A 24,135-nucleotide genomic window follows, 5' to 3' on the forward strand; every position below is an offset into this window, starting at 1 on the left:
GAATGGCGAGAACACTCTTGTATCCGCTTGTGCGTCCAGGCTTTCCTACCGCGCTCATTCAGTCGTGAGGCCGGTGCCGGACCGGGCATCCACCGGCAACCCGGTGCCGACGATCCGCCCGTTCTCCACCGTCAGGACCGCGGGCGTTCCCTTGATGCCGAACGCCGCACTCATCGCGGCCCCCGGGGTCTCGATCACTACCGGGCAGACTTCTTCGAGGGATTCCGCCCATTGTCCGGCCCGGTCGGGTGAGCCCAGCACGACCGCGACCGCCGGCCGCTCTCTTGTCGATGCCTGCGCGACGAACTCCGGCAAGATCGCCTGACAGGGCTCGCAGTCCGGAGACAGGAAGGCGATCAGGGTCGGGGACGTGAAAGAGGCCCGGTCGAGCACGTCGTTCGCGGTCGTGACCGCAGAGAACTCCTGCACCTCGGCACCGACGGGGAAGCTGACCTCCGGTCTCTCCGCGGAGTGGCGCGACTGCATCGCTCGCACTTTTCGTATCAGGCCGTAAGTCAGGAGAAGATTCAGGAGGCACAGGATTCCGATGCAAGCGGTCCAAACGACGAGTACCGACATAGCAGACGACTTCTCTCTTCGGGGGTACAGGCATGTAAGGAAGACGAGCAGGCCGCTCTTCGGCGATTCCTGATCCGAAGAGCGGCTCGCCTCCGACCGACCGGGAGCATCGGCTGGCGCTCCGGTGACTGCTAGCTGTGGCCGATCAGGCCCAGCAACCGTTCGGGCTCACGACGTAGTAGCAGCTGTTCGCGCAGCCTCCGGTGTAGACCCGGCAGTACTCGAGCCGCATGTTGCCCATCGGGTCGAATGCCACGATCCTGCAGGTTTCGTGGCTGAAGTAGCACGGGTCGGCACTCACCGTCTCCGTTGGGACGAAAATGCCCAGCAGACTGTCGGCCACCCTTTCGACGATTCTCATCGAGCACCTTTCCAGACATGTTCGGCCACGACTTTCATGACCGCTTCGTCGCATATTAGTGCGTACTCATTTCAAAGCAATCGACAAAAGGTTTGAGGCGACGGTAAACCTTTGATGCATTGCGGCCTGCGATGTCAACTATCGGCGCAGTCCGAACTTGACCGCACTCGACCTCTTTCGACATCCCCGCGAAGCGCGACGTTGCGCGCCCGTTTCGCCCACCGCGGCGTCCCCGCCGGCGTGCCGGAGCGCGGTCCGGGCGAGCGCGCCGCCCTCCGGATCTTGGCCCGGCCCTGCCGTGGATTACACCGAACGTCATTCGGTACCGTGGCGGCATGAGTGGCGGAGGGGCACAGTGATGGGCACATCGATCGTGGGGCTCGGCATGACCGAGCTCGGCAGGGTGTACGGGCGCAGCCCGCGGCGGCTGGCCGCCGACGCGGTGCGCCTCGCCGTCGCCGACGCGGGGCTCGCGCTCGGCGACCTGGACGGGCTGCTCGTCAGCCACGGCATGGGCGGCTCCCCCGGCATCGAGCTGGCCGGCGCGCTCGGGCTCCGCGACCTGCGGCTGCTCTCCCAGGTCAACGCGTTCGGCGCGACCGCGGGCGCGATGCTGTCGTACGCGGCGACGGCGGTACTGAGCGGGACGGCGACCACCGTCGCCTGCGTGTTCGCGGACGCGCCGCTGAAGCCGAAGAAGTCCGCCGGGTCGGCCTACAACCGCGACGCCCGCGAGTGGTACGGGTTCGGCGGCATGACGGCGGCGCTCGGGCTGCGCAGCGTCAACTCCTTCTACGCCCTCGCCGCCCAGCGGCACATGACCCGGTACGGCACCACCAGCGAGCAGCTCGGCGCGATCGCGGTGTCGACCCGCGAGTGGGCCGCCCGCAACCCGCTCGCCCAGATGCGCGACCCGATCACCCTCGAGGACCACCAGGCGTCCCGCTGGGTGTCCGAGCCGCTGCACCTGCTGGACTGCTGCCTCGTCTCGAACGGCGCGATCGCCGTCGTGGTCACGGGCGCGGACCGGGCGCGGGACCTCGCGCGGCCGCCCGTCCACCTGTGGGGCTGGGGGCAGGGCCACCCCGGGCACCGCAAGGAGCGCGGCAGCGAGTTCGGCCTGACGACCGGCGCGGCCTCCTCGGGCGCGACGGCGATGAAGATGGCCGGGATCACCACCGACGACGTCACCGCGTGCGAGCTGTACGACTGCTACACCTACACGGTCCTGGTGTCGCTGGAGGACTACGGCTTCTGCGCCAAGGGCGAGGGCGGCGCGTTCGCCGCGTCCGGCGCGCTCGGCCCCGGCGGGTCGCTGCCGACCAACACCGGCGGCGGGCAGCTCTCGGCGTACTACATGTGGGGCATGACGCCCGTGTCGGAGGCCGTCATCCAGGCGCGCGGGGACGGCGGCGAGCGGCAGGTCCCGGCCAACGACGTGATCCTCGTCAGCGGCAACGGCGGCATCCTCGACCACCATTCGACCCTCATCGTCAGCCCGCACGAGAAGGGGGCCTGAGAGCCATGGACATCGGCGTTCTGCGGCGGGACGGCCGCACCGACCCGTTCTTCGACGGCACCGCCGCCGACCGGCTGGTCATCCGGCGGTGCGAGGCGTGCGACCGCTGGTTCGCGCCGGACGAGACCGGCTGCCCGGGCTGCGGCGCCGACGACCTCGCCTGGGCCGAGGCGAGCGGCGAGGCGACCCTGGTGACCTGGACCGTCACCCATCCGCGGGACGCGGACCAACCACCGGCGTACCTGGCGCTGGTCGAGCTGGCCGAAGGGCCGTGGCTGCACACCCGCCTGGACGGCGTCGACCCGGCGTCGCTGCGCGAGGGGCTCCCGCTCCGGGCGGCCTTCGTCCACCCGGACGAGGGCGAGTCCTACGTCCTCTTCCGCCACTAGACCGAACGTCATTCGGTCCGTTAGGTTCGAGGGTCATGAACACCGAGGTCTGCGCACGGTTCGGCATCGAGTTCCCGCTGTTCGCCTTCAGTCATTGCCGCGACGTCGTCGCCGCCGTGACCAACGCGGGCGGCTTCGGCGTGCTCGGGGCCGTCGCCTACACCCCCGACCGCCTCGAAGAGGAACTGCGCTGGATCGACGACCACGTCAACGGCCGCCCCTACGGGGTCGACGTCCTGGTCCCCGGCAAGATCGACAAGGCGGCGGAGGGCGGCGGCGGCCTCAGCGCGATGCTCGCCGCGATCCCCGAGGAGCACTGGAACTTCCTCACCGGCCTGTTCGCCAAGTACGACGTCCCGCTGCCGGACTTCGACAAGGCCAAGCGGTCCAACGCGCACAGCGGCGCGCAGGTCACCGCCAAGGGCGCGACCGAGCTGATCGACGTGTCGCTCGCCCACCCCATCGGCCTCATCGCCAGCGCGCTCGGCACCCCTCCCCCGCTCATGGTGGAGAAGGCCAAGGCCGCCGGGATCCCCGTCGCCGCGCTGGTCGGCACGTCCGAGCACGCCCGCCGCCAGGTCGCCGCGGGCGCCGACCTGATCGTCGCGCAGGGCGGCGAGGCCGGCGGGCACACCGGCGAGATCTCCACGATGGTCCTGGTCCCCGAGGTGGTCGACACCGTCGCGCCGGTGCCGGTCCTCGCCGCCGGCGGCATCGCCACCGGACGCCAGATGGCCGCGTCGATGGCCCTCGGCGCCTCCGGCGTCTGGTGCGGCTCGGTCTGGCTCACCACCGAGGAGGCGGAGACGCCGCCCCAGGTGAAGGAGAAGATGCTCGCGGCGACGTCCCGCGACACGATCCGCTCCCGGTCCCGCACCGGCAAGCCCGCCCGGCAGCTCCGCTCCGCCTGGACGGACGAGTGGGAGGGCCCCGAGAGCCCCGGCGCGCTCGGCATGCCGCTCCAGATGATCGTCGCCGAGGGCGCGATGCGGCAGATCACCAAGATCGCCGAGTCCGGCAACCCCGGCGCCCGGCAGCTCGCCAACTACTTCGTCGGCCAGTGCGTCGGCCTCATGAACACCGTCAAGCCGGCCCGCCAGGTCGTCTACGACATGGTCGAGGACTTCGCCAACGCCGTCGACCGCCTCAACGCCATCACCGGCGAGGACTGACCCGCAGCGTCCCCGGCGCCCGGTCAGGACGGGAAGCGGGTGGTGCGGCGGAGCTGGTCGAGGGAGCCGAGGATGTCGTCGAGGCGGCCGTCCGCCGGGTCGGCGACGTACTCGAGGACGGCGTGGTTGAACGCGGCGGCCATGACCGTCGGCATCGTGTCGGACCCGTCGAAGCGGACCGTCCCGGCGTCGGCGAGCGTCCGCGCGATCCGCCGCGCCGCCGGATCGGGGTAGTCGTCCGGCCGCACCTCGCGGTTCAGCGAGAAGGCGCCGCCGCCGGGACGGCCGGTCCACGTCCGCTGCGCGCCGGCCGTCGCCAGGTGGGCCACGAGCCGGCGGGTGGCCGGGGTATCGCGGAACACGCCGAGCACGTCCCCGCCGATCACGACCGACTCCGACCCCGGGAAGGGGATGTGGTCGTAGTCCCGGCCGGCCTCGGGTCGGCCCGGCGCCTGCCGGTAGAAGGCGGTGATGAACGAGCCGGCGTGGTCGAACCGGCAGCCCGGCGGGGTGGCGAACATCGGTGCCCCCGCCTGGCCGTAACCGGTGAGCAGTGCGGTCCGGGCGTCCCCGCGGGAGGCCGCCACGACGGAGCCGAACGCCCGCCAGGCGCTCCGCACCGGCTCCGACGTCCAGGCCAGGCGGCCCGACACCCAGGCGTCGTAGACCTCGGGGCCGGACTCGTGCAGCAGGAGGTCCTCGATCCAGTCGGTGCCCGGCCAGCCGGAGACGGAGGTATCGGCGAGGCCCAGGCACCAGGGGCGGGGACCTGCCTGCCCGGCGATCTCGGACAGCTCGTCCCACGTGAGGTCCGGGGCGGTGAGCCGCTCGCGAAGGCCGGACGGCAGGCTGCGCGGGTTGTACCAGATCAGGCTCTTCACCGACGCCTTGACGACGATGCCGAACGACCGGCGCCGGCCGTCCGGGCCGGTGGCGGACGTGAGGTCTCCGCCGATGCCCTGCGAGCCGCCCGGCAGCGGGCGCAGCTCGCCGGCGGCGGCGTACGCCCGCAGGTCGCCCGGCGTCGCCAGGACCGCCGCGTCGGGCGGGTGGCCGTCGTGCAGCTCGCTTGCCAGCACGGCGCGGGCGTCCCGCGTCCCGGTGTACTCGACGTCGATGCCGGTGTCCTTCTCGAAGCCGGACAGCATCTCCCGGAACGCGTCGCCCTCCTCCCCCGTCCAGGAGCCGAGCACGGTGATCACCCTGTCCGAGCCGGAACCGCCGCACGCGACGAGGCCGAGCGAGCACAGCAGCAGGATCGCCGACAGGATTCGCACGCTCATCTCCTGAACTCGCGCAGCCGGGACCAGAACCCCAGGCCGGTCAGACCGGCCACGGCCAGGCTCAGCAGGGGGACGCCGGCGGCCAGCGCCCCGGTGTCGGCGGCGCCCGCGAGCCGCGCGTCGACGGGACGGCGCGCATCGTCCACCGCCTTGACGTCCAGCCCCTCGGCCTGGTCCACCGGACCTCCCGCGCGCAGCGCGGACGCACCCGCGCGGGCCGTGCCGATCTGCGCCTCGACGACCCGGTCGAACGCCGGGAGGTCCCGGTCCCACGCCCGGTCGAACGAGCGGTCGAGGTTCAGGAACGCGTTCGCCGTCCACATGACCAGCCCCAGCAGGACCAGGCACGCGGCCAGCAGCGGCAGGTTGAACACGCGCCGGAACCGCCGGGCCATCGCCGCCTGCGCGTACACCAGCACGGCGAGGAGCGCGAACCCGGCCGCCGCCGTGCCGAGCGCGGCGGCGGTCCCGCCCCACGCGGAATGCCGCCGCTCGTCGATGGCCCGCAGGTCGCGCTTCGCTATCTCGTCGATCCGGGCGAGCACGCCGCCGTCGCCGTGCAGCAGGTCGGAGGCGTAACTCAGATACGCGTAACCGAGGTCCTCCAGCCCTTCCCGGTAGGTGGCGTCGGCCTGCTCCACCAGTCCCTGATAGGTCACGACCTGCGCATTGACGGCGCGCAGCAGATCGCGCTCGGCCGCGCCGCCGAAGTCGCGTTCGGCGATATGCGCGAGGCTGTCCCCCGCCGTCGTCAGATTGTCGCGGAACCGCTGACCGGGCCCGATCAGTTCCGCGGCCCCGGAACGGAAACTCTGCCAGGCCGCGCGGTCGGCGTCCGACAGCGCGGCATGGGCCGTACGTGCGCTGACGTAGGCGGGGACGCCTCGGCCCCGCACCGACGACACCGCCGACCCGCCGCCCACCAGGACCCCGGTCGCGGCCGCCCAGAACAGGAACGTCATGCCCAGGGCGAGGGCCATGATGGACCACAGCCAGCGCGGCGTACTCCATTTTCTCGGGGCCGCTCGAAACCGCTGGGCAAATGACACGGATGCCATAGTAGGCCAATGCCATTGCGGTGACGGCCGGCGACGTCCGCCACAAATAGTGGGAAATGCGCCGGAAATCAAGCGCAATTGCCGACCGCTTTCGGCCATCGCTGCGACATCGCGGAAATGGTGCGCCGCATGATGACCGCCGCCGGTCGTGCGGAGAAGTGCTGCGGCCGCTCGATGGGTCCCCGCCCGGGCGGGGAGCCGGCGCTTCGCCTATGCTTCTAATAAATGCATGTTCATTTATAAGGGGGGGGACAGATGGCGGGACGGCCTCGCGGGGTCGACGACGCGGTGATCCTCCGGGCGGCGGCCGAGGTCATCGGGCGGGTGGGCCCGGCGAAGCTCACCCTCGCCGCCGTGGCGGACGAGGTGGGGCTCGTGCCTGGGACGCTCATCCAGCGCTTCGGGTCCAAGCGCGGCCTGCTGCTCGCGCTGGCCGCCCGCTCCGTGCGCACCCCGGAGGAACTGCGCGAGCGGCTGCGCGAACGGCACGGGTCGCCGCTGGCCGCGCTGCTCGCCTTCGCCGTCGAGTCCATGTCCGACGCCGCCACCCCGCAGAGCTACGCCAACCACCTGGCGTTCCTGTGCATGGACCTCACCGATCCGGAGTTCCACGAGCACGCGCTGGCCGTCCACCGGGCACAGGGGCGGGTCGTCGAGGCACTGCTCGACGAGGCGGTCTCCGCAGGCGAGCTGGCGGCCGGGACCGACACCGCCGGGGTGGCGAGGTCGATCCAGGCGGCCATCGCCGGAGCCGGCCTAACCTGGGCGCTCGAACGCCGCGGCACGCTGGCGGAGCGCCTCGAACGCGAGATCGGGACCGTCCTGGCACCCCTGCGTCCGGGGATGCCCGCCGCCGGGCCGTCCGCGCCGGTCTGACCACCGCCCTCCCGGCTCCCGCGGTGGCGCCTCGCCGCGGCCGGGCACCGGGTGCGGCCGCCCGGGGCGTCAGCGGCCGGGGAATCGCATGACCGGGTTGGTGCGGCCCGCGAGCAGCAGCACGGCGGCGATGCCCGCGGCGGCGTAGCAGCCCAGGACGGCCAGGGGACGGCTTAGGTCGTGGCCGTCGAAGTAGACGGCGTTGCGCACGGCCTCCGTAGCCGCCCAGTTGGGCAGCCAGGGGCCGACGGCCCGCCAGAACGGCTCCAGGAACTCCAGCGGCCACGGGCCGCCCGCCGAGGGGTTCCCGAGCACCACGAAGGCGAGGATCGCCAGGGCCGTGCCGATGATGCCGAGCAGGCTCTCGGCCGCCGCCGTCGCCGACGCCACCGCGAACACGCACAGGGCGCCGACCCCGGTGAGCAGCCACGGATCGCCGGACAGGTAACCGTAGCCGTGCTCGACGATCAGCGTCCCCGCGGCGCCGGTGACGGCCGCGAACACCGCGAACGCCGCCAGGCGCACCACGGCGTCGCGGAACGTCACGGCGGCCATGCCCCGGTAGAGGCCCACGATCGCGGCGACCAGATAGGCGCTGACGATCCACCCGATCACCAGGTAGAAGGGGACGAGACCCTCCGGATCGCCGGGATCGGCGGGCACCACGTCCTGCACCGACAGCGTCTTTCCCTGGGCAGCGGCCGTCCGGGCGAAGGTGTCCTGGAGCAGACCGCTCGTGGTGGGCCCGAAAGCGGAGGTGATCAGCAGCCTGCCCTGCTCGGGCAGGTACGCGCCGTAGACGTCCCGGTCGAGGATCGCGCGCCTCGCGGCGTCCGCGGTCGGGTAGGCGTGCACCGCGAAGTTCTCGCCCTGCCGGCGCAGCGTCGCGCCGACCGGCGCCGTGGCCTCCGGCGGCCCGACGACCCCGACCGGCACGCGGTGCGGACGGGCCGCGTGCAGGCCGCCCACGTAGGAGGCGATGAAGGCGGCGCTCAGGAAGAAGACGGCCACCATGAGGATCGCGGTGACCTGGTAAGAGACGCCCGGCGCGGGCTCGCCCTGATGTGCCACTCCTCTTAGCTACCCCCTCATCACCGTCAGCAACTAAAGGGTGTCGCCAGTCCTGCGGCTTGCGTCGGCAAGGGTGGGGGGATTTAATAGCACGTTCATTTATGTTTTGTCGTTCCGGCACCGTGCGTTCGGAGGTAAGCATGGCCACGGAGAAGCGGCCGCTGGCCGGCAAGGTCGCGCTCGTCGCGGGCGGGACGCGAGGGGGCGGGCGCGGTGTCGCCGTCGAGCTCGGGGCGGCGGGGGCGACGGTGTACGTCACGGGCCGCAGCAGCTCGGCCGGGCGCTCCGGCCTCGGGCGGCCCGAGACCATCGAGGAGACCGCCGAGCGGGTGACCGCGGCCGGCGGGACCGGGATCCCCGTCCGCGTCGACCACGCCCGCCCGGACGAGGTGCGCGAGCTCACCGAGCGCATCGCGGCCGAGCAGGACGGGCGCCTCGACGTGCTCGTCAACTCCGTTTGGGGCGGCGATCCGCTGACCGACTGGGAGCACCCGCTGTGGGAGCAGGACCTCGACCAGGGGCTGCGCCTGCTGCGCCAGGCGGTGGAGACCCACGTGATCACCAGCCGCTTCGCGCTTCCGCTGATGGTCGCCCGCGGCCGCGGGCTCGTGGTGGAGGTGACCGACGGCAACACCGCCCGCTACCGCGGCTCGCTCTTCTACGACCTGGCGAAGTCCTCGGTGATCCGCCTGGCCGTCGCCCAGGCCGCCGAACTGAAGCCGCACGGAATCGCGGCCGTGGCCATCACCCCGGGCTTCCTGCGCTCGGAGGCCGTCCTCGACCACTTCGGAGTCACCGAGGCGAACTGGCGGGACGCCATCGCCGAGGACCCGCACTTCGCCCACTCCGAGACCCCGGCCTACCTGGGGCGGGCCGTCGTCGCCCTGGCCGCGGACCCCGAGGTCATGGCCAAGACCGGGCGGGCTCTCGCGACGTGGGGCCTGTACAAGGAGTACGGCTTCACCGACGTCGACGGCACGCAACCCGACTTCGCCGCGCACTGGGCCGAAGCCCTCGTGGAGGAGTACGGCCCGCTCGGAGACCCCCTCTAGGACGGCACCCCGATCACCAGACGGTCGCCTTCGGGGGTGACGCTCGTCCCGAAGGCGGCGCACGCCTCGCGGAGGCGCCCGGTGATCCACGTGTGGTCGGCTCCCCCGGCCAGGCGGGTGCGGGCGTGGTCGAGCCGCAGCGGGACCGCCTCGATCCGGGACGGTCCCGCGTCGTCCAGCGTGACCAGGAACAGCAGCCCCAGATCGTTGCGGAGCGACGCGCTGACGGCGTAGTCGTCGATGAAGTCGCCCATGTCGAAGATCACCGGCGGGGCCGCACCGTGGAAAACATGGGCCGAACTGCCGGCGACGAGCGTCGCACCGGCGTCCACCAGCTCCTTCGCCGCCCGCCGGACGTAGTACGGAGGCTCCCGCGTCATGTTCGGCCCCCAGTGCGGGAGGATGACCACCGCGTCGTTGCCCTCCCGCAACCGCCGGACGCGGTCCGCCAGCCACCGCGGGACGCCCTTCTCCAGGTGGGCGTGGGCGACGCCCGGACGGGCGGGCGCGGCGGCGAAGTCGGCCGGGTGATCCGTGATCCCCACGACCGCGACCCGGGTGCCGCGAGCCTCCAGCACGGCCGCCTCCCGCGCCTCCCCGAGGTCCGCGCCCGCGCCGACGGCCCGGATGCCCGCCCCGGTGAGGTGGCGGAGGGTGTCCAGCAGGGCGTCCGGGCCGTAGTCGAGCGCATGGTTGTTGGCGAGCGTCACGCAGTCCACGCCCAGATCGGCGAGTGCCCCGGCCGCTTCCGGAGGTGCACGGAAGTGGAAGGCCTTACCGGCCGGGTCCCACCGCCGACCACGGGCGGACACACAGCACTCCAGGTTGACCAGGGCCAGGTCGGCTTCGGCGAAGACGTCGCGCACACCCTGGGAGAAGAGCCCGTGCGTGCCGGACGCGGCGATCTCGTCCGCCACGCCTCGCCCGAGCATCGTGTCCCCGGCGAGCGCCGCTGTGACGGCCATCGGGTCCCCCAATCCGCGGCAGTGCCACATTGAGACCCCTACCCACGGAACGCCGGCCGGTGGCGGCTACGGCGCCGGCGGTTCGGCTCAGGTGGCGCGGGTGAACCACGTGACCTGGGCGCCGTTGCTGAACGACCGCCGGTCGGTCGGCGTGAACACCGTGGGATGGAACTCGCCGGAGAAGGCGGAGATGCCCGCACCGGCCACCACCGGGTAGCTCTTGATGATCAGCTCGTCGATCTCGGGAAGGAGGGCGGCGGCGAGCCGGCCGCCGCCGCAGAGCCAGATGTCCTTACCGCCTTCCTCCGCCTTGAGCGCGCGGACGGTATCGAGCGGCTCCCTGACGAGTTCCACACCGGGGTCGGCGATCTCCGCCAGGGTGGTGGAGGCGATGTACTGCCGCAGATGGGCGTACGGGCTGGTCACACCGATGTCGAGCGCGGGCTGGTACGTGGCCGACCCCATCACCACCGTGTCGAACCGCCTGTTGGGCGCGTCCTCCACGCCGGCGTCCCGGCGCATGTGGGTGGGCACGGTCTCCGGGAGGCGATCCTTGATCCAGGCCGTCATGTCGTCCGCGACCGGATAGAAGTCGAACTCGCCGCCGGGCCCGGCGATGAAACCGTCGATGCTCACGCCCACGTAGTAGACGAGCTTTCGCATATTTGAGTCCATTCGTAGTACTCTGTTCGTAGTGGTCTGAACGTAGTACTACAAGCGGAGTGGTGTCAACATGCGGCGGAACGTCGAGCGGAGGACCGCGCTGGTCGACGCGGCGATCGAGGTCCTGGCCAGGGAGGGCGCGCGCGGGCTCACCTACCGGGCGGTGGACGCCGAGGCCGGCGTGCCGGTCGGCACCGCGTCCAACTACTTCGCCAACCGGGACGAACTGTTCACGCAGGCGGGCCGGCGGATCTACGAGCGCCTGCAGCGGGACGCGGCCGCCGCGATGACCGGACCGCTCGAAGGGCCGCGCGACCTCGCCAAGGTCACCGAACTCCTCCGCGCCACCGTCGGGCGGATCGAGAGCTTCCGCACCGGCTACCTGGCGCTCCTGGAGCTGCGCCTGGAGGCGACCAGGCGCCCGGAGCTGCGAGCCGTCCTGACCGAACGGGTCCGCGAGGACGTGGAGGGCAACATCGCCTACCACCTGGACTCGGGACTCCCGGGCGACGCCACTTCGGTGCGCCTCCTCTACCTGGCGCTCAACTGGCTGATCGTGGAGCACCTCACCCTGCCGGGGGTGTTCTCCGACGAGGACGTCCAGGAGCTCGTGGCGATAGCGGTGGAGCGCGCCGTCCCCCGCTAGGGCGGCACCGCTAGGAGAGGGGGCGGCCGGGCCCCTTCTCGACCTGCTGGATGAAGAGCGCGGCCAGCGCGTGCTGCCCGGCGGCCGTGGGGTGGTAGCTGCGCGGCTCGGCTTCGAGCGCCGACAGGTTCAGCGTCAGGCCGTTCATGTACGGCTCCTTGCTGCCCACCTCGTGCCCGGCGAACGCGCCGTAGGCGTCGACGAACTCGACGCTGCCGCGGCCGCCGCGGGCGGCGATCTGCGCGTCGGCCTCGGCGGCGGACTGGCCGATCAGGCGGCTCAGGTCGTAGGCCCGGGCGTTGAGCCAGCGCTGGTCGGACACCGTGATGTTGTCCGCGCCGACCCCGCTCATCTCGGAAAACGCCCTGGGGTACCCCATCACGATCACTCGGGCGCGCGGCGCCTTCGCGGTGATCTTGTCGAGCAGGCCCGGCAGGTTCCTGCGCAGTTCTGCCATCCGCTCCGCGATGTCCTCGCCCTGCCGGGTGCAGTCCTTGCTCCACGGCAGCTTGACCACGCATCCGGCGAGCACCTTGGAGAACCCGACGTCGTTGCCGCCGATGCTCAGCGTGATCAGGCTGGTGTCGGGGCCGATGCGGTCGAGCTGCGGCGGTTCCCCGCCCCGCCCCTTCAGGACGTCGGACGTCGTGGCACCCGAGCAGGCCCAGAACCCGCTGCCCTTCGCGAAGTCGAACGCCTTCGAGACCTCGTGGTAGTACGCCTTGGACGTCCGGTGGCACCGGTCGAGCGGGTTGTGGTCGGACACCGTCGCCTCCGAGCCGACTCCCGACGAGTACGAGTCCCCCAGCGCCACGTACGATCCCCACGTTGCGGCCTCGACGGGCGTCAGCGCCCTCGCGGTGGAGACCGGGTCGGCGCGGACCTCGGGATCGGGCTCGCGGCACCCGATGTCGAAGGCCGCGCAGCGCGCCGCCGGCAGCGCCACCAGCGGCACGACGGCCAGCACCAGCAGCGCCACGAGGACGACGACCGCCGCCCTCCGCTCACCGAGACGATCCCGCAGCCACCCCGCCGGGCTGATCATCGCCCTCCTCCCGTGTCGTGCTCATGGGGCAGACGTCCGTCCGACGTTCCCGGTTCCCGCCTTTACATTGTAGATCAAGAAGTGCGGCCGGTCGGCGCCCACATCACCGCCCGGGGGCCCAGCTCGTGCAGCCCCGCCTTGACCTCCGCCTCCCAGTGGGACCTGATCCCCGGACCCCAGCGTTCTTCGGGCAGCTCCTCGAAGCCGTGCGCGGCGTACCAGGGCCCGTTCCATGGGACGTTCCGGAACGTGAGGAGGCTGACCCCGGGCGCCCCTGCCTCGCCGGCCCGCGTCATGACGGCGTCCAGCAGCCGGGCGCCGATCCCCTTGCCCGTCAGGTCGTCGCGCACCGAGATCTGCGCCAGGTACGCGGCACCGTCGACCTCCTCGACCACCGCGAACCCCACCGGCGGGTCGCCGGCGACGATGATCTCGGCGTCCCCGTCCGACATGAGCTCGACCACGGTCGGGCCGGGAGGGAACACGATCCCGATCTCGGCGAACATCCGCTCGCCGGAGATCTCGATCAGCGGCAGCCCCGGCAGATCCGCCGGCCGCGCCACCCGCACCTCGTAGTCCATCCCGCAATGGTAAAACGCCGCCGGCCCCCGCCCTTCCGGCATCTGCGTCCGGCCGACACCCGGCGACGGCCGTCGCACGTCTCCGGGATGCCCGCCGACTCGGCGGTGCGGATACGCGATAAATCGGATGCGCGGACGGGGCGACCGTGGTCATGATCGAGCATGGAATGGACGCTGAGCTACGACCTGGACGAATTCATGGCGGCGGCGGGTGGGTTCCTGCACGACGACCCAGCCCGGAACACCGTGGCGCTCACCGTGACCGGGGACATGCGCGCCGAGGGCCCCGAGGTCCGCAAGGACGTCCTGTTCGGATGGTGGCCGGGAGGCGAGCACGTCGAGGGCGCGTTCCTGTGGACGCCTTCGTATCCGCCGCTGCTCAGCGCGATGCCCGAGCGGGCGGCGCGGAACCTCGCGGACGTCCTGGCGGAACGTGAGGCGGCGCTGCCGGGCGTCAGCGGCTCCCAGGCCGCCACCGAGGCGTTCGCGGACGAGTGGAAGCGGCGGACCGGCGCCGCGAGCCGTGTGACCATGCACCAGCGCCTCTACCGGCTGGGCGAACTCGAGGTGCCCGATCCGCTGCCGGCGGGCACCGCCCGCACCGCGAACCGGGACGAGCGGCCGCTGATGCTGGAGTGGGCCACGGCCTTCTGGACGGAGGTCGACGAGCACGGTCCGGTGAACACGGCGATGATGGACGCCAGGCTGGAGACGGGCCGCATCGCGCTGTGGGAGGCCGGCGGGCAGCCGGTCGCGATGGCCTGGTGGTCCCCCGTGGCCGCAGGGATGTCCCGAGTCTCGGCCGTGTACACGCCGCCCGAGCACCGCCGCCGGGGCTACGGAGCGGCGGTCACCACGAAGGCCACCCGGTCCGCCATGGAGGAGGGCGCGACGGACGTCGTGCTGTTCACCGACCTGGCCAACCCGACGAGCAACGCCGTCTACCACCGCCTCGGCTACCGCCCGGTCGAAGACCGCATGGTCCTCGCCTTCACCTGACATTCCCAGCCCTGGCGCCGCCCTCCGACCGCCCGTCCGCAGCAGGTAAGTCTCCAGGACAAGCGCCTCGCCGATCCAGCATCCCCGCGGAATCCAGCGCACCCCGGGAACGGAACCTGCCTCCTTGCTGAGCGCGTCCGCAGGTGCGGCGGCCTCCGGGGACGGTTATCGCCGGCGGGCGTGGGCTAGTGGACGCCGGCCTCCTTCATGTCGCGCAGTTCGCGCTTGAGTTCCTTGATCTCGTCGCGGAGGCGGGCGGCGAGTTCGAACTGGAGGTCGGCGGCGGCCTGGTGCATCTGGGCGGTCATCTGCTCGATGAGGGCCTCCAGGTCCTCGCGGGGGTGTTCGCCGACCAGGTCGGCGGCATGCCGGCCGACGTCCTTGGTGCGGGACGCGAGCCCCGGGACGGGCGCCTTGCCGCGGCTCTGCTGGCGGCCGGCGCCGCCGATGAGCGTCTCGGTGTCGGCGTCCTCGCGGGCGAGGGAGTCGAGGATGTCGGCGATGCGCTTGCGTAGCGCCTGCGGCTCGATGCCGTGCTCCTCGTTGTACGCCTGCTGCTTGGCGCGGCGGCGGCTGGTCTCCTCGATCGCGCGCTCCATCGACGGGGTGACCGTGTCGGCGTACATGTGGACCTGGCCGGAGACGTTGCGGGCCGCGCGGCCGATCGTCTGGATGAGCGACGTCTCGGAGCGCAGGAAGCCCTCCTTGTCGGCGTCCAGGATCGCGACGAGGGACACCTCGGGCAGGTCGAGGCCCTCGCGGAGCAGGTTGATGCCGACCAGGACGTCGAACTCGCCGACGCGCAGCTCTCGCAGCAGCTCGATCCGGCGCAGGGTGTCGACCTCGCTGTGCAGGTAGCGGACCTGGATGCCGAGTTCGAGGAGGTAGTCGGTGAGGTCCTCGGCCATCTTCTTGGTGAGGGTGGTGACGAGGACGCGCTCGTCGCGTTCGGTGCGCTCGCGGATCTCGTGGATGAGGTCGTCGATCTGCCCCTTCGTGGGCTTGACGACGATCTCCGGGTCGATGAGGCCGGTGGGGCGGATGACCTGCTCGACCACGTCGCCCTTCACGCGGCCCATCTCGTACGGGCCGGGCGTCGCGGACAGGTAGACCGTCTGGCCGATGCGGTCGAGGAATTCCTCCCACTTGAGGGGCCGGTTGTCCATCGCGGACGGCAGCCGGAACCCGTGCTCGACCAGCATCCGCTTGCGGGACGCGTCGCCCTCGTACATCGCGCCGATCTGCGGGACGGTCTGGTGCGACTCGTCGATGACGAGGAGGAAGTCCTCGGGGAAGTAGTCGAGGAGGGTGTTGGGGGCGCTGCCCGGGCCGCGTCCGTCGATGTGGCGGGAGTAGTTCTCGATGCCGGAGCAGGTGCCGACCTGGCGCATCATCTCGATGTCGTAGGCGGTGCGCATGCGCAGCCGCTGCGCCTCCAGCATCTTGCCCTGCCGCTCCATGGCGGCGAGGGTCTCCTCCAGCTCGGCCTCGATGTCGCGGATGGCCCGCTCCATCCGCTCGGGGCCGGCGACGTAGTGGGAGGCGGGGAAGACGTACAGCTCGTCGTCCTCGGTGATCTGCTCGCCGGTGAGGGGGTGCAGGGTGGCGAGCTTCTCGATCTCGTCGCCGAACATCTCGATGCGGACGGCGAGCTCCTCGTACTGCGGGATGATCTCGATGGTGTCGCCGCGGACCCGGAACGTGCCGCGGGTGAAGGAGAGGTCGTTGCGGGTGTACTGCATGCCGACGAGCTGCCGCAGCAGGTCGTCGCGGTCGATCTCCTGGCCGACGCTGAGGCGCACCATCCGGTCGACGTACTCCTGCGGCGTGCCGAGGCCGTAGATGCAGGAGACGGACGCGACGACGACGGTGTCGCGGCGGGTGAGCAGCGAGTTGGTCGCCGAGTGCCGCAGCCGGTCGACCTCGTCGTTGATCGAGGAGTCCTTCTCGATGTAGGTGTCGGTCTGCGGGATGTACGCCTCGGGCTGGTAGTAGTCGTAGTAGGAGACGAAGTACTCGACGGCGTTGTTCGGCAGCATCTCGCGCAGCTCGTTGGCGAACTGGGCGGCGAGCGTCTTGTTCGGCTGCATGACCAGCATGGGCCGCTGCACCTTCTCCACCAGCCACGCGATCGTGGCGGTCTTGCCCGTGCCGGTGGCGCCGAGCAGCACCACGTCCTGTTCGCCGCCCTCGATGCGGGACGTCAGCTCGGCGATCGCCTGCGGCTGGTCGCCGGACGGCGTCATCTCGGTGATGACCTCGAACGGCGCCACGCGCCGCCGCAGATCCGTGATCGGCCGCATCGCGTCCCCCTGCTCCATCGGCTGCCTGCTCCATCAACTGTATGCAGCGGCTACGACAATCGGTATCCGCGCAGGCCGGCGGGCCGGCGCCCCGGTCAGGACGCGGGCAGCGGGATCCTGGCGCGGACGGCGTAGCCGCCGCCGCACGGGCCGGCCTCGAAGGTGCCGCCGAGGGCGGTGACGCGCTCGCGGAGGCCCACCAGGCCGTTGCCGCCGCTCGGCAGCCGGTGCTCGGGGCGGGCGACCGGCGGATCGTTCGCGACCTCCACCTCGATCGCCTCCGGAAGCAGGCCGAGGTCGACGCGGGTCCCGGCCATGCCGGCGTGCTTGTGGACGTTGGTGAGGGCCTCCTGGACGAGGCGGTACACCGTTCGCCCGACGGCGGCGGGGATGGGACGCTCGTCGCCGCGGATCGACAGGTCGACGCTGAGGCCGGCCGCACCGGACTGCCCGACGAGGTCGCGGACGTGGGCGACGGTCGGGGCCTCTAGGGTCAGGGACTCTTCACCCTGCCTCAGGACACCGATGACATGGCGGAGTTCCTCCAGGGCCTGGCGTCCCATGTCCCCGATGACGCCGGCCGTCTCCGCCGCCCGCTCCGGGTCGCGGACGGCGACCGCCTTGAGGGCGCCCGCGTGCACGACCATGACGCTGATCCTGTTGGCGACGACGTCGTGCATCTCCCGCGCGATGCGCGTCCGTTCCTCACCCCGCGCGCGCTCTGCGAGGAGGTGCTGTTCCCGTTCGAGGCGTGCGGCACGTTCCTGGAGCGACGCAAGGAGTTGCTTGCGCGCCCCCATGTACAGCCCGAGCAGGACGGGGACGCCGATGAACGCGACGCTGAATATCGCCTGCGCGATGAAGGGTTCCTTCGACGCCGTGGGCCCGGCGACGGCGAGCGAGGTGATGTAGCCGAGAATCGCGATCGTGATGACGGTCCGGCGGGACGCGGTGTAGGCGGCGAGCGAGTACAGGATCACGAGCGCGGAGAACGCGCCCGCACCGGTGATCGTGCCGAACGTCACCAGGAAGAGCGCGAGCCCCACGGGATGGATGCGCCGCACGACGACGGCCAGGCCGAGCACGACGCTGCACGCCGAAACGACGAGCGGCGGAAGGTAGAAGTCCTGCTCGGCGAACCAGAGGAACAGGCCGTCACCGACGGCGAGGGCGAGCGCCAGGGACACGTCGAGCGCGCGTGAACGTCTCGTCGGCCACGCCGCCGACCACCAGCCCCGCACGCGCATGCGATGAGCCTATAGCGCGCGGCAGGGTACCAGGACCGCTCAATGAGGAAGGTCACCGACACCTTCCCCGGCAACTGGATCTACCCAAGCCCGGTCACTGCTAAGCATGCCCCTGGAAGGGGTTCCCAGGGCATTGTCGGATGATCACAGCGAGCCATCAGTCTCCGCGCCGCGGCTGGTGAGGGCCTTCCAGAGGTTGTCCACCTGGCTCCGCAGGGCTTCGAGGGTTCCGGAGTTGTCGATGACGTGGGTGGCGACGGCGCGGCGGTCCTCGCGGGACGCCTGGTTCGCCATGCGGGCGCGGGCGTCCTCCTCGGTCATGCCGCGCCGGGCGACGAGGCGGTCGAGCTGGACGTCGGCGGGGGCGTCCACGACGACGACCTCGTCGTACATGGGGGCCAGATCGTTCTCCACCAGCAGGGGCACGTCGTAGACCACGACGGCGTCGTCGGGCGCGGCGTCCATCAGCTCCTGCATCCGCTCCCCCACCAGCGGATGGACGATCGCGTTCAGCGCCGCCAGCCGGTCGGGGTCGCCGAACACGATCCGGCCGACCTTCTCCCGGTCGAGGCCGCCGGACGGGAGCAGCACCTCCTCGCCGAACTCCGCGACGACGGCGGCGAGGCCGGGCGTGCCCGGCTCGACCACCTCGCGGGCGATCCTGTCGGCGTCGATGACCACGGCGCCGAGCTCGGCGAGCCGCGCCGACACCTCGCTCTTGCCCGACCCGATTCCGCCGGTGAGTCCCACTTTCAGCACGGGCTCACCCTAATGGTCACTCGGCCGCGGCCGGTACGAGGGGCTTGCGCATGTGGACGAGCGTGAGGTGCGCGGCGACGCGCTCCCGGTGCGTCTCGGTGTACCCGGCGCGGCGGTACAGCCGCAGGTTCGCCTCACTGAGGTGGCCGGTGAACAGCACGCACGCGTCGGCGCGCCCGGCCACCTCGTCCTCCAGCGCGGCGAGGAGGCGCCGCCCGATGCCGCGTCCCTGCAGGTCGGGGACCACGACGAGCCGCCCGATCAGGCAGGTGTGCTCGCTGAACTGGGCGCGGACGGCCCCGACGAGGCGACCGCCGAGCACCGCCTTCAGCACGACCGCGTCGCTCGACAGCACCTTCCGGAGCTGCTCGGCCGACTCGACCAGCGGGGGGATGAACGGGTCGCCGTACAGCTGCGCCTCCGCGACGTAGGCGGCGCGCTGGACGGTGAGCACCTCTCCGGCGTCCTGCGGGCCGGCCCGCTCGACCGCGACGCTCGGTTCGCTCATGGGCACGACCCTAGCGGCGGAGCGCGGGCCGGGTCCGCTCAGCGCCCGATCCGCACGGTGACCGCGACCGGGTAGTGGTCGGAGGCGTCCGACACCGGCACGTCGTACTCGGTGACGAGGATGCCGTCCGACCCGAAGATCCAGTCGACGCGCGCGCCGTCGGACCTGGTGGGGGACGTGTCGTCGCCGATGGCGGTGCTGCGCAGGTCGGTCCCTTCGGTCATCGCGGCGAGTTCCGGGCTGTCGGGGCCGGCGTTGAAGTCGCCGCCGATCAGCGTGCGGGGCGCCCCGCCCCAGGCCCGCAGCAGCGCCGCGATCGAGCGGGCGCGCTCGTCGGCCTGGTTCTCGCCGCCCTCCAGGTGCGTCGACCACACGTCCATGGTGGTGTTGCCGACGCCGAGCCGCGCCCAGACGTAGCCGCGGATCTGCGACCAGTCGCCGCGCGGCCAGCGGCCCGTCCCGGAGCTGTGCACCGGCAGCGACGTCAGGATCGCGTTGCCGAACTGCCCGTCGGCCGCCGGGCCCCAGATCAGCTTCATGCCGAGGCGCCGCGACAGCCAGACGCCGACGTCGGCGGTGCCCGACAGCAGCGACCCGCGGCTGGCCTCCTGCAGCAGGACGACCTGGGCCTGCTGCTCTTCGATGACGCGGGCGATGCCCTCCGGGTCGAGGCGTCCGGCCTGGTTGACGGCGTCGTGGATGTTGTAGCTGAGGACCCGCACGTGGCCCGGCAGCGGCGGCGCGGGCGCCTTCCCGTCCGGCGCGGCGACGGTGAACACCAGCGTGCCGGCCAGCAGCCCGAGCGCGGCGGCACCGGCGGTGAGGGCGCGCAGCGGAGCGCGGGCGGGCAGCGGGCCGCCGCGGGCGGACGCGATGGCGGCGAGCGCGCCGAGCGCGATCCCGGCGATCCCCGGCAGCACGTTGTTCGGGAACGGCAGCGGGGAGATGGCGCTGACCTGGTACGGGACGAGGATCAGCGCGATCAGCAGGCCGCCGAGGGCGGCGCCGGCGTCGACCCGCCAGGCCGGCCCGCCGGCTCCGGCGCGGCGCAGCGGCGCCCGCACCGCCACCGCCAGCAGCCACGCCGACAGCACCTGCCCGAGGATGACGATGGGGACGACCTCGATGCCGGACAGCGCGTACGTCCCGGCGACGGCGCCGGCGCCGACCCCGAGGACGGTGCCGCCGAGCACGCACACGCCGCCGGGGACCGCCCGCACGGCGAGGCCGGACGCGAGGAACGCCAGCGCGAGGCCCTGCCCGGCGACGATCGTGGCGTGCGCGGCGGTCAGCGACAGCCACCCGGACGACGCGACGAACGCGGGGCTGGACAGGATGAGCACCTGCAGGGCCAGGAACGGCCCGAACGCGGCCGCGCCGAGCGCGTCGCGCCAGGAGATCCCGGGCGCCGCGACGGGCTCGGCCGACATCTCCCGGTAGAGCGCGGCGGCGCCGAGGCCGACGAACGCCAGGCACGCCAGCCACGGCCCGGCGCCGCCGCGCCACACGGGGTCCCAGGTGGCGAAGCACATCCGTACCGCGGCGTCGATGGACAGGCCGGCGACGGTCGCGGTGGCGAACCCGACGCCGGACAGCCCGCGGGCGCCCTCGTACAGCGCGCCGACGGCGATCATGCCGATGGCGGTCGCGGCGAACGCGAGCCACACCCGCGGCTCGACGGCCTGCGCGAGCAGCCGGACGGCGAGCAGCCCGCCGACCGCGCCGAGCAGCAGGGCGCGGGAGCCGGCGGCGCGGCGCACGACCGGCGCGGCGAACCCGGCGAGGAACACGATGATTACGCCGACCGCGGCGACCGCGGGGCCGGTCCGGTCGGCGAAATGGTCGAGCTGGGGCAGTGCGAACCGCAGGGTCTGCGCGAGCACCGCGACCGTGACCGCGATGAGCGCGAGCCTCGCGGGGCCCGGCGGGACGATGGACGGGCCGGACGCGGCGGGGCCGCCGGTCCTGGTGCCGGCGTCGGTGTTGGCGTCTGTGCTGGCCACTTGAACGAGTGCTCCCCGGGGGACGAGCGGACCTGCGGGACGGGTGGGCGCTGCGTGGTGACGGGCCGGCGGTCATCGCCGGTGCCGCGCGCCGCCCGACATCATGGTGACGCAACCGAGGCACGGCCGGAGGCCGATCTCGCAAGATCGTTCTCCGGCCGTGTTCTGGGTCGTGTTGGGATTGTCGGTGGCCGCTTCGCGGCGGTCTCGCCCCCGGGGCGCTGGCCGCGGGGGGCGGAGAGCCGTCACCGGTATCCCGTCCTCCGGCGCGCCGCACGCGGCCCGCCGGAGGAGGGATGGGGCTTACTGGCCGCCGGAGAGCTTCTCCCGCAGCGCGGCGAGCGCCTCGTCGGTGGCCAGGGCGCCACCGGTGGTCTCGCTCTCGCCGCCACCGGAGTAGGAGGTCTCGCCGCCGCCTCCGCCGCCGGCCGCGGGCTCCGCGCCGGCCTCGGCCTCGGCCTTGCGGGCCTCTTCGATCTGCTTGCGGTGGGCGTCGAAGCGGGACCGGGCCTCGGCGTACTGCCGCTCCCAGGTCTCGCGCTGCTCGTCGAAGCCGGGCAGCCACTCGCCGGTCTCGGCGTCGAAGCCCTCGGGGTACTTGTAGTTCCCCTGCTCGTCGTACTCGGCCGGCATGCCGTACAGCGTCGGGTCGAAGTCCTCTTCCTCGATGCCGGCGGCGCCCTCGTTGGCCTGCTTGAGCGACAGGCTGATCCGGCGCCGGTCGAGGTCGATGTCGATGATCTTCACGAAGATCTCGTCGCCGACCTGGACGACCTGCTCGGGGATCTCCACGTGCCGCTCGGCCAGCTCGGAGATGTGCACCAGGCCCTCGATGCCCTCCTCGACGCGGACGAACGCGCCGAACGGCACCAGCTTGGTGACGCGGCCCGGGACGACCTGCCCGATCTGGTGAGTGCGGGCGAACTGCTGCCACGGGTCTTCCTGCGTCGCCTTGAGCGACAGCGAGACCCGCTCGCGCTCCATGTCGACGTCCAGGACCTCGACCGTGACCTCCTGGCCGACCTCGACGACCTCGGAGGGGTGGTCGATGTGCTTCCAGGACAGCTCGGAGACGTGCACCAGCCCGTCGACGCCGCCGAGGTCGACGAACGCGCCGAAGTTGACGATCGAGGACACGACGCCCTTGCGGACCTGGCCCTTCTGCAGCGTGTTGAGGAAGGTCTGGCGGACCTCGCTCTGCGTCTGCTCCAGCCAGGCGCGGCGGGACAGGACCACGTTGTTGCGGTTCTTGTCCAGCTCGATGATCTTGGCCTCGAGCTCGCGGCCGACGTAGGGCTGCAGGTCGCGGACCCGGCGCATCTCGACCAGCGACGCGGGCAGGAAGCCGCGCAGGCCGATGTCCAGGATCAGGCCGCCCTTGACGACCTCGATGACCGTGCCGGTGACGATGCCGTCCTCGTCCTTGATCTTCTCGATCGTGCCCCAGGCGCGCTCGTACTGGGCGCGCTTCTTGGACAGGATCAGCCGCCCCTCCTTGTCCTCCTTCTGGAGGACGAGGGCCTCGACGTGGTCTCCGGTGGAGACGACCTCGTTCGGGTCGACGTCGTGCTTGATGGACAGCTCGCGCGAGGGGATGACGCCCTCGGTCTTGTAGCCGATGTCGAGGAGGACCTCGTCACGATCGACCTTGACGACAGTGCCTTCGACAATGTCGCCGTCGTTGAAGTACTTGATGGTCTCATCGATCGCGGCGAGGAAGGCTTCCTCGGACCCGATGTCGTTGACCGCTACCTGCGGGGTGGTCGAGGTGGCCTCGGTGCTGCTCGTCATGTGTCGGCTGGCTCCGGTACGGACAGTGAAGTCGTTATGGGTTTCTGCGCGGAGGGCCGTTTTCCGCCCTGCCGAGGACCGGAAAGGGACGCGGACCTTGCCGCGTCAGTGCACCGAACCGTTGTCGCCGACCTGACCGAGCGCGAGCCTGCTCCGTCCGAAGCTCGCGCAGGCCCACAGCGCAGCGATCAGCATATGGGACCAATCTCCCGTGGTCAATCCGGCTCCCGCGCGCCGGTCAGTATGTCCGTGCCCGAGCCCGGTACTCCTTGGCCAGGCGGTCCTCCGCCGTCTTCGGAAACGTCACGGTGTTCGGGTCACCGTCAGATGTGTACCGCTCCGCCGGGTTCTTGTCCAGATGTTCGAGCCACGCGGTCGAGCAGAACTTCGTGCAGTCGTTCTCCTTGATCTTGCCCTCGGACCGGACGCGGGGGATGTTCCACCGGTCGAACTCCTCGTCGAACGGCGACGCCGACGGCCGCCATCCGGCGAGGAAGATCCCCTGGAAGGAGTACCGGCCGTCCTGCTTCCGCGCCCACTTCTCCTTGCTGGGCACGGCCCCGAACGGGTAGGCCAGCGTCGCCGTGTTCGCCCCGCTGAGCTGGACGACCCGCTCCTCCAGGGCGCCGATCTCGTCCTGCACCTTCTTCTCGGACAGCCCGGAGAGGTTGGGATGCGACTTCGTGTGGTTGCCGACGTCGTACCCGTGCTGGAGGAGCCACTTCAGCCCGGCCGACGCCTGCGCGTCCTCCATCCCGAAGATGTCGTCGACCAGGAAGAACGTCGCGGTCGGCCGGAACCCGGGGTTCTCGCTCGCGACCTGCTGGATGACCGCCACGGCGGTGTCCGGCGCGGGGTTGCCCTGCGCGTCGAGCGCGAACTGGTCGGGCGAGCTGTCGTCGAACGTGAGCACCACCGGGTACTTGCCGGCGGGGACGTTGAACCGCCCGCTGACGAACTCGGCCGCCGTGATCGGCTGGTATCCGCCCTTGGCCAGGCGCGTCAGCTCGTCGTAGAGCTCTTTGACGGACCGGTCCAGCGACCGGTCCGGCTTCTTCACGATCCGGTGGTACATCAGCACCGGAATCTGTCCGAGCTCGTTCGCCTTGACGGCCGCGGCCGCAGGCGCCGCCGCGGCGATGGGCGCACTGGGCGAGACCGACGGCGACCCGCTCCCGGCCGCAGGCGTGGTGGCCCCCGCCTCGACCGCCCCCGCGGCCGGCGAAGCCTTGGGAGCGGCCCGCTGGGCCGCATCCCCTTCCTCG

The 24,135-nt window shown here is 71.8% G+C and carries 22 protein-coding genes; 7 read left to right on the plus strand and 15 right to left on the minus strand.

The window, feature by feature from the left end; genetic code table 11:
- Window positions 1-54 precede the first annotated feature (54 nt).
- Complete coding sequence (locus E1266_RS11905) at window positions 55-579, minus strand: hypothetical protein (protein ID WP_132046396.1); 525 nt, start codon at window positions 577-579, stop codon at window positions 55-57.
- Between the two features lie 719 nt (window positions 580-1,298).
- Here E1266_RS11905 and E1266_RS11910 point away from each other — a divergent pair.
- Genes E1266_RS11910 through E1266_RS11920 form a run of 3 tightly spaced genes read left to right on the plus strand, consistent with a single transcriptional unit; the run spans window position 1,299 to window position 4,020 of the window.
- Window positions 1,299-2,459 carry a thiolase family protein gene (locus tag E1266_RS11910; RefSeq protein WP_132046397.1) on the plus strand — a complete coding sequence of 387 codons (1,161 nt, stop codon included), beginning with the start codon at window positions 1,299-1,301 and terminating at the stop codon, window positions 2,457-2,459.
- A gap of 5 nt (window positions 2,460-2,464) precedes the next feature.
- The gene (locus tag E1266_RS11915; protein ID WP_132046398.1) at window positions 2,465-2,848 is read left to right on the plus strand and encodes an OB-fold domain-containing protein; all 384 of its coding nucleotides are present in this window, start codon (window positions 2,465-2,467) and stop codon (window positions 2,846-2,848) included.
- Window positions 2,849-2,883: 35 nt separating this feature from the next.
- Window positions 2,884-4,020, plus strand: coding sequence for a nitronate monooxygenase (locus E1266_RS11920; protein ID WP_132046399.1), 1,137 nt, complete (start codon window positions 2,884-2,886; stop codon window positions 4,018-4,020).
- A gap of 23 nt (window positions 4,021-4,043) precedes the next feature.
- Here E1266_RS11920 and E1266_RS11925 read toward each other — a convergent pair whose 3' ends face one another.
- Window positions 4,044-5,303, minus strand: coding sequence for an ABC transporter substrate-binding protein (locus E1266_RS11925; RefSeq protein ID WP_132046400.1), 1,260 nt, complete (start codon window positions 5,301-5,303; stop codon window positions 4,044-4,046).
- The gene (locus E1266_RS11930; RefSeq protein ID WP_132046401.1) at window positions 5,300-6,283 is read right to left on the minus strand and encodes a hypothetical protein; all 984 of its coding nucleotides are present in this window, start codon (window positions 6,281-6,283) and stop codon (window positions 5,300-5,302) included. The genes E1266_RS11925 and E1266_RS11930 overlap by 4 nt, the downstream gene beginning before the upstream one ends.
- A 333-nt stretch (window positions 6,284-6,616) precedes the next feature.
- Between E1266_RS11930 and E1266_RS11935 the strand changes: the two genes are divergently transcribed.
- Window positions 6,617-7,237, plus strand: coding sequence for a TetR/AcrR family transcriptional regulator (locus E1266_RS11935; RefSeq protein ID WP_132046402.1), 621 nt, complete (start codon window positions 6,617-6,619; stop codon window positions 7,235-7,237).
- Window positions 7,238-7,306: 69 nt separating this feature from the next.
- Here E1266_RS11935 and E1266_RS11940 read toward each other — a convergent pair whose 3' ends face one another.
- Window positions 7,307-8,308, minus strand: a complete 1,002-nt coding sequence (locus E1266_RS11940) for a DUF3533 domain-containing protein (RefSeq protein ID WP_132046403.1) — start codon at window positions 8,306-8,308, stop codon at window positions 7,307-7,309.
- A 140-nt stretch (window positions 8,309-8,448) separates the two neighbouring features.
- On the opposite strand from E1266_RS11940, the gene E1266_RS11945 reads away from it, so the two are divergent.
- On the plus strand, window positions 8,449-9,360 hold the full coding sequence (locus E1266_RS11945) for an SDR family oxidoreductase (protein WP_132046404.1): 912 nt from the start codon (window positions 8,449-8,451) through the stop codon (window positions 9,358-9,360).
- Here E1266_RS11945 and E1266_RS11950 read toward each other — a convergent pair.
- Together E1266_RS11950 and E1266_RS11955 are read right to left on the minus strand one after the other, a co-directional pair.
- Entirely contained in the window at window positions 9,357-10,325 is a 969-nt protein-coding gene (locus tag E1266_RS11950) for a CapA family protein (RefSeq protein WP_132046405.1), read from the minus strand. The two genes, E1266_RS11945 and E1266_RS11950, sit on opposite strands and share 4 nt — an antisense overlap.
- 87 nt (window positions 10,326-10,412) lie before the next feature.
- The gene (locus tag E1266_RS11955; RefSeq protein WP_132046406.1) at window positions 10,413-10,988 is read right to left on the minus strand and encodes a dihydrofolate reductase family protein; all 576 of its coding nucleotides are present in this window, start codon (window positions 10,986-10,988) and stop codon (window positions 10,413-10,415) included.
- Window positions 10,989-11,058: 70 nt separating this feature from the next.
- On the opposite strand from E1266_RS11955, the gene E1266_RS11960 reads away from it, so the two are divergent.
- A complete protein-coding gene (locus tag E1266_RS11960; RefSeq protein ID WP_132046407.1) occupies window positions 11,059-11,634 on the plus strand; it encodes a TetR/AcrR family transcriptional regulator in 576 nt (191 codons plus the stop codon).
- Window positions 11,635-11,644: 10 nt separating this feature from the next.
- On the opposite strand, the gene E1266_RS11965 is transcribed toward E1266_RS11960, so the two are convergent.
- Entirely contained in the window at window positions 11,645-12,679 is a 1,035-nt protein-coding gene (locus tag E1266_RS11965) for an SGNH/GDSL hydrolase family protein (RefSeq protein WP_132046408.1), read from the minus strand.
- A gap of 74 nt (window positions 12,680-12,753) precedes the next feature.
- Window positions 12,754-13,260: a GNAT family N-acetyltransferase gene (locus E1266_RS11970; RefSeq protein WP_132046409.1), complete on the minus strand. Its 507-nt coding sequence runs from the start codon at window positions 13,258-13,260 to the stop codon at window positions 12,754-12,756.
- Window positions 13,261-13,422: 162 nt separating this feature from the next.
- Between E1266_RS11970 and E1266_RS11975 the strand changes: the two genes are divergently transcribed.
- Window positions 13,423-14,259, plus strand: coding sequence for a GNAT family N-acetyltransferase (locus tag E1266_RS11975; RefSeq protein ID WP_132046410.1), 837 nt, complete (start codon window positions 13,423-13,425; stop codon window positions 14,257-14,259).
- A gap of 185 nt (window positions 14,260-14,444) precedes the next feature.
- Here the strand turns inward: E1266_RS11975 and uvrB are convergent, their stop codons facing one another.
- The 7 genes from uvrB to E1266_RS12010 all read right to left on the minus strand — a co-directional run.
- On the minus strand, window positions 14,445-16,562 hold the full coding sequence (gene uvrB, locus E1266_RS11980; protein WP_132046418.1) for an excinuclease ABC subunit UvrB: 2,118 nt from the start codon (window positions 16,560-16,562) through the stop codon (window positions 14,445-14,447).
- 95 nt (window positions 16,563-16,657) lie between these two features.
- On the minus strand, window positions 16,658-17,809 hold the full coding sequence (locus E1266_RS11985; RefSeq protein WP_132046411.1) for a histidine kinase: 1,152 nt from the start codon (window positions 17,807-17,809) through the stop codon (window positions 16,658-16,660).
- A 144-nt stretch (window positions 17,810-17,953) separates the two neighbouring features.
- Complete coding sequence (gene coaE / locus E1266_RS11990; protein ID WP_132046412.1) at window positions 17,954-18,568, minus strand: dephospho-CoA kinase; 615 nt, start codon at window positions 18,566-18,568, stop codon at window positions 17,954-17,956.
- A gap of 16 nt (window positions 18,569-18,584) precedes the next feature.
- Window positions 18,585-19,076 carry a GNAT family N-acetyltransferase gene (locus E1266_RS11995; RefSeq protein WP_132046413.1) on the minus strand — a complete coding sequence of 164 codons (492 nt, stop codon included), beginning with the start codon at window positions 19,074-19,076 and terminating at the stop codon, window positions 18,585-18,587.
- Between the two features lie 38 nt (window positions 19,077-19,114).
- Window positions 19,115-21,079 carry an endonuclease/exonuclease/phosphatase family protein gene (locus tag E1266_RS12000; protein ID WP_132046414.1) on the minus strand — a complete coding sequence of 655 codons (1,965 nt, stop codon included), beginning with the start codon at window positions 21,077-21,079 and terminating at the stop codon, window positions 19,115-19,117.
- Window positions 21,080-21,382: 303 nt separating this feature from the next.
- The gene (rpsA, locus tag E1266_RS12005) at window positions 21,383-22,870 is read right to left on the minus strand and encodes a 30S ribosomal protein S1 (RefSeq protein WP_132046415.1); all 1,488 of its coding nucleotides are present in this window, start codon (window positions 22,868-22,870) and stop codon (window positions 21,383-21,385) included.
- A 238-nt stretch (window positions 22,871-23,108) separates the two neighbouring features.
- Window positions 23,109-24,135 (minus strand): polysaccharide deacetylase family protein (locus E1266_RS12010; RefSeq protein ID WP_132046416.1); only part of this gene is annotated, 1,027 nt, incomplete at its 5' end.

The sequence above is a fragment of the Actinomadura sp. 7K534 genome (assembly GCF_004348575.1).
GTDB classification, from domain to species: domain Bacteria; phylum Actinomycetota; class Actinomycetes; order Streptosporangiales; family Streptosporangiaceae; genus Spirillospora; species Spirillospora livida.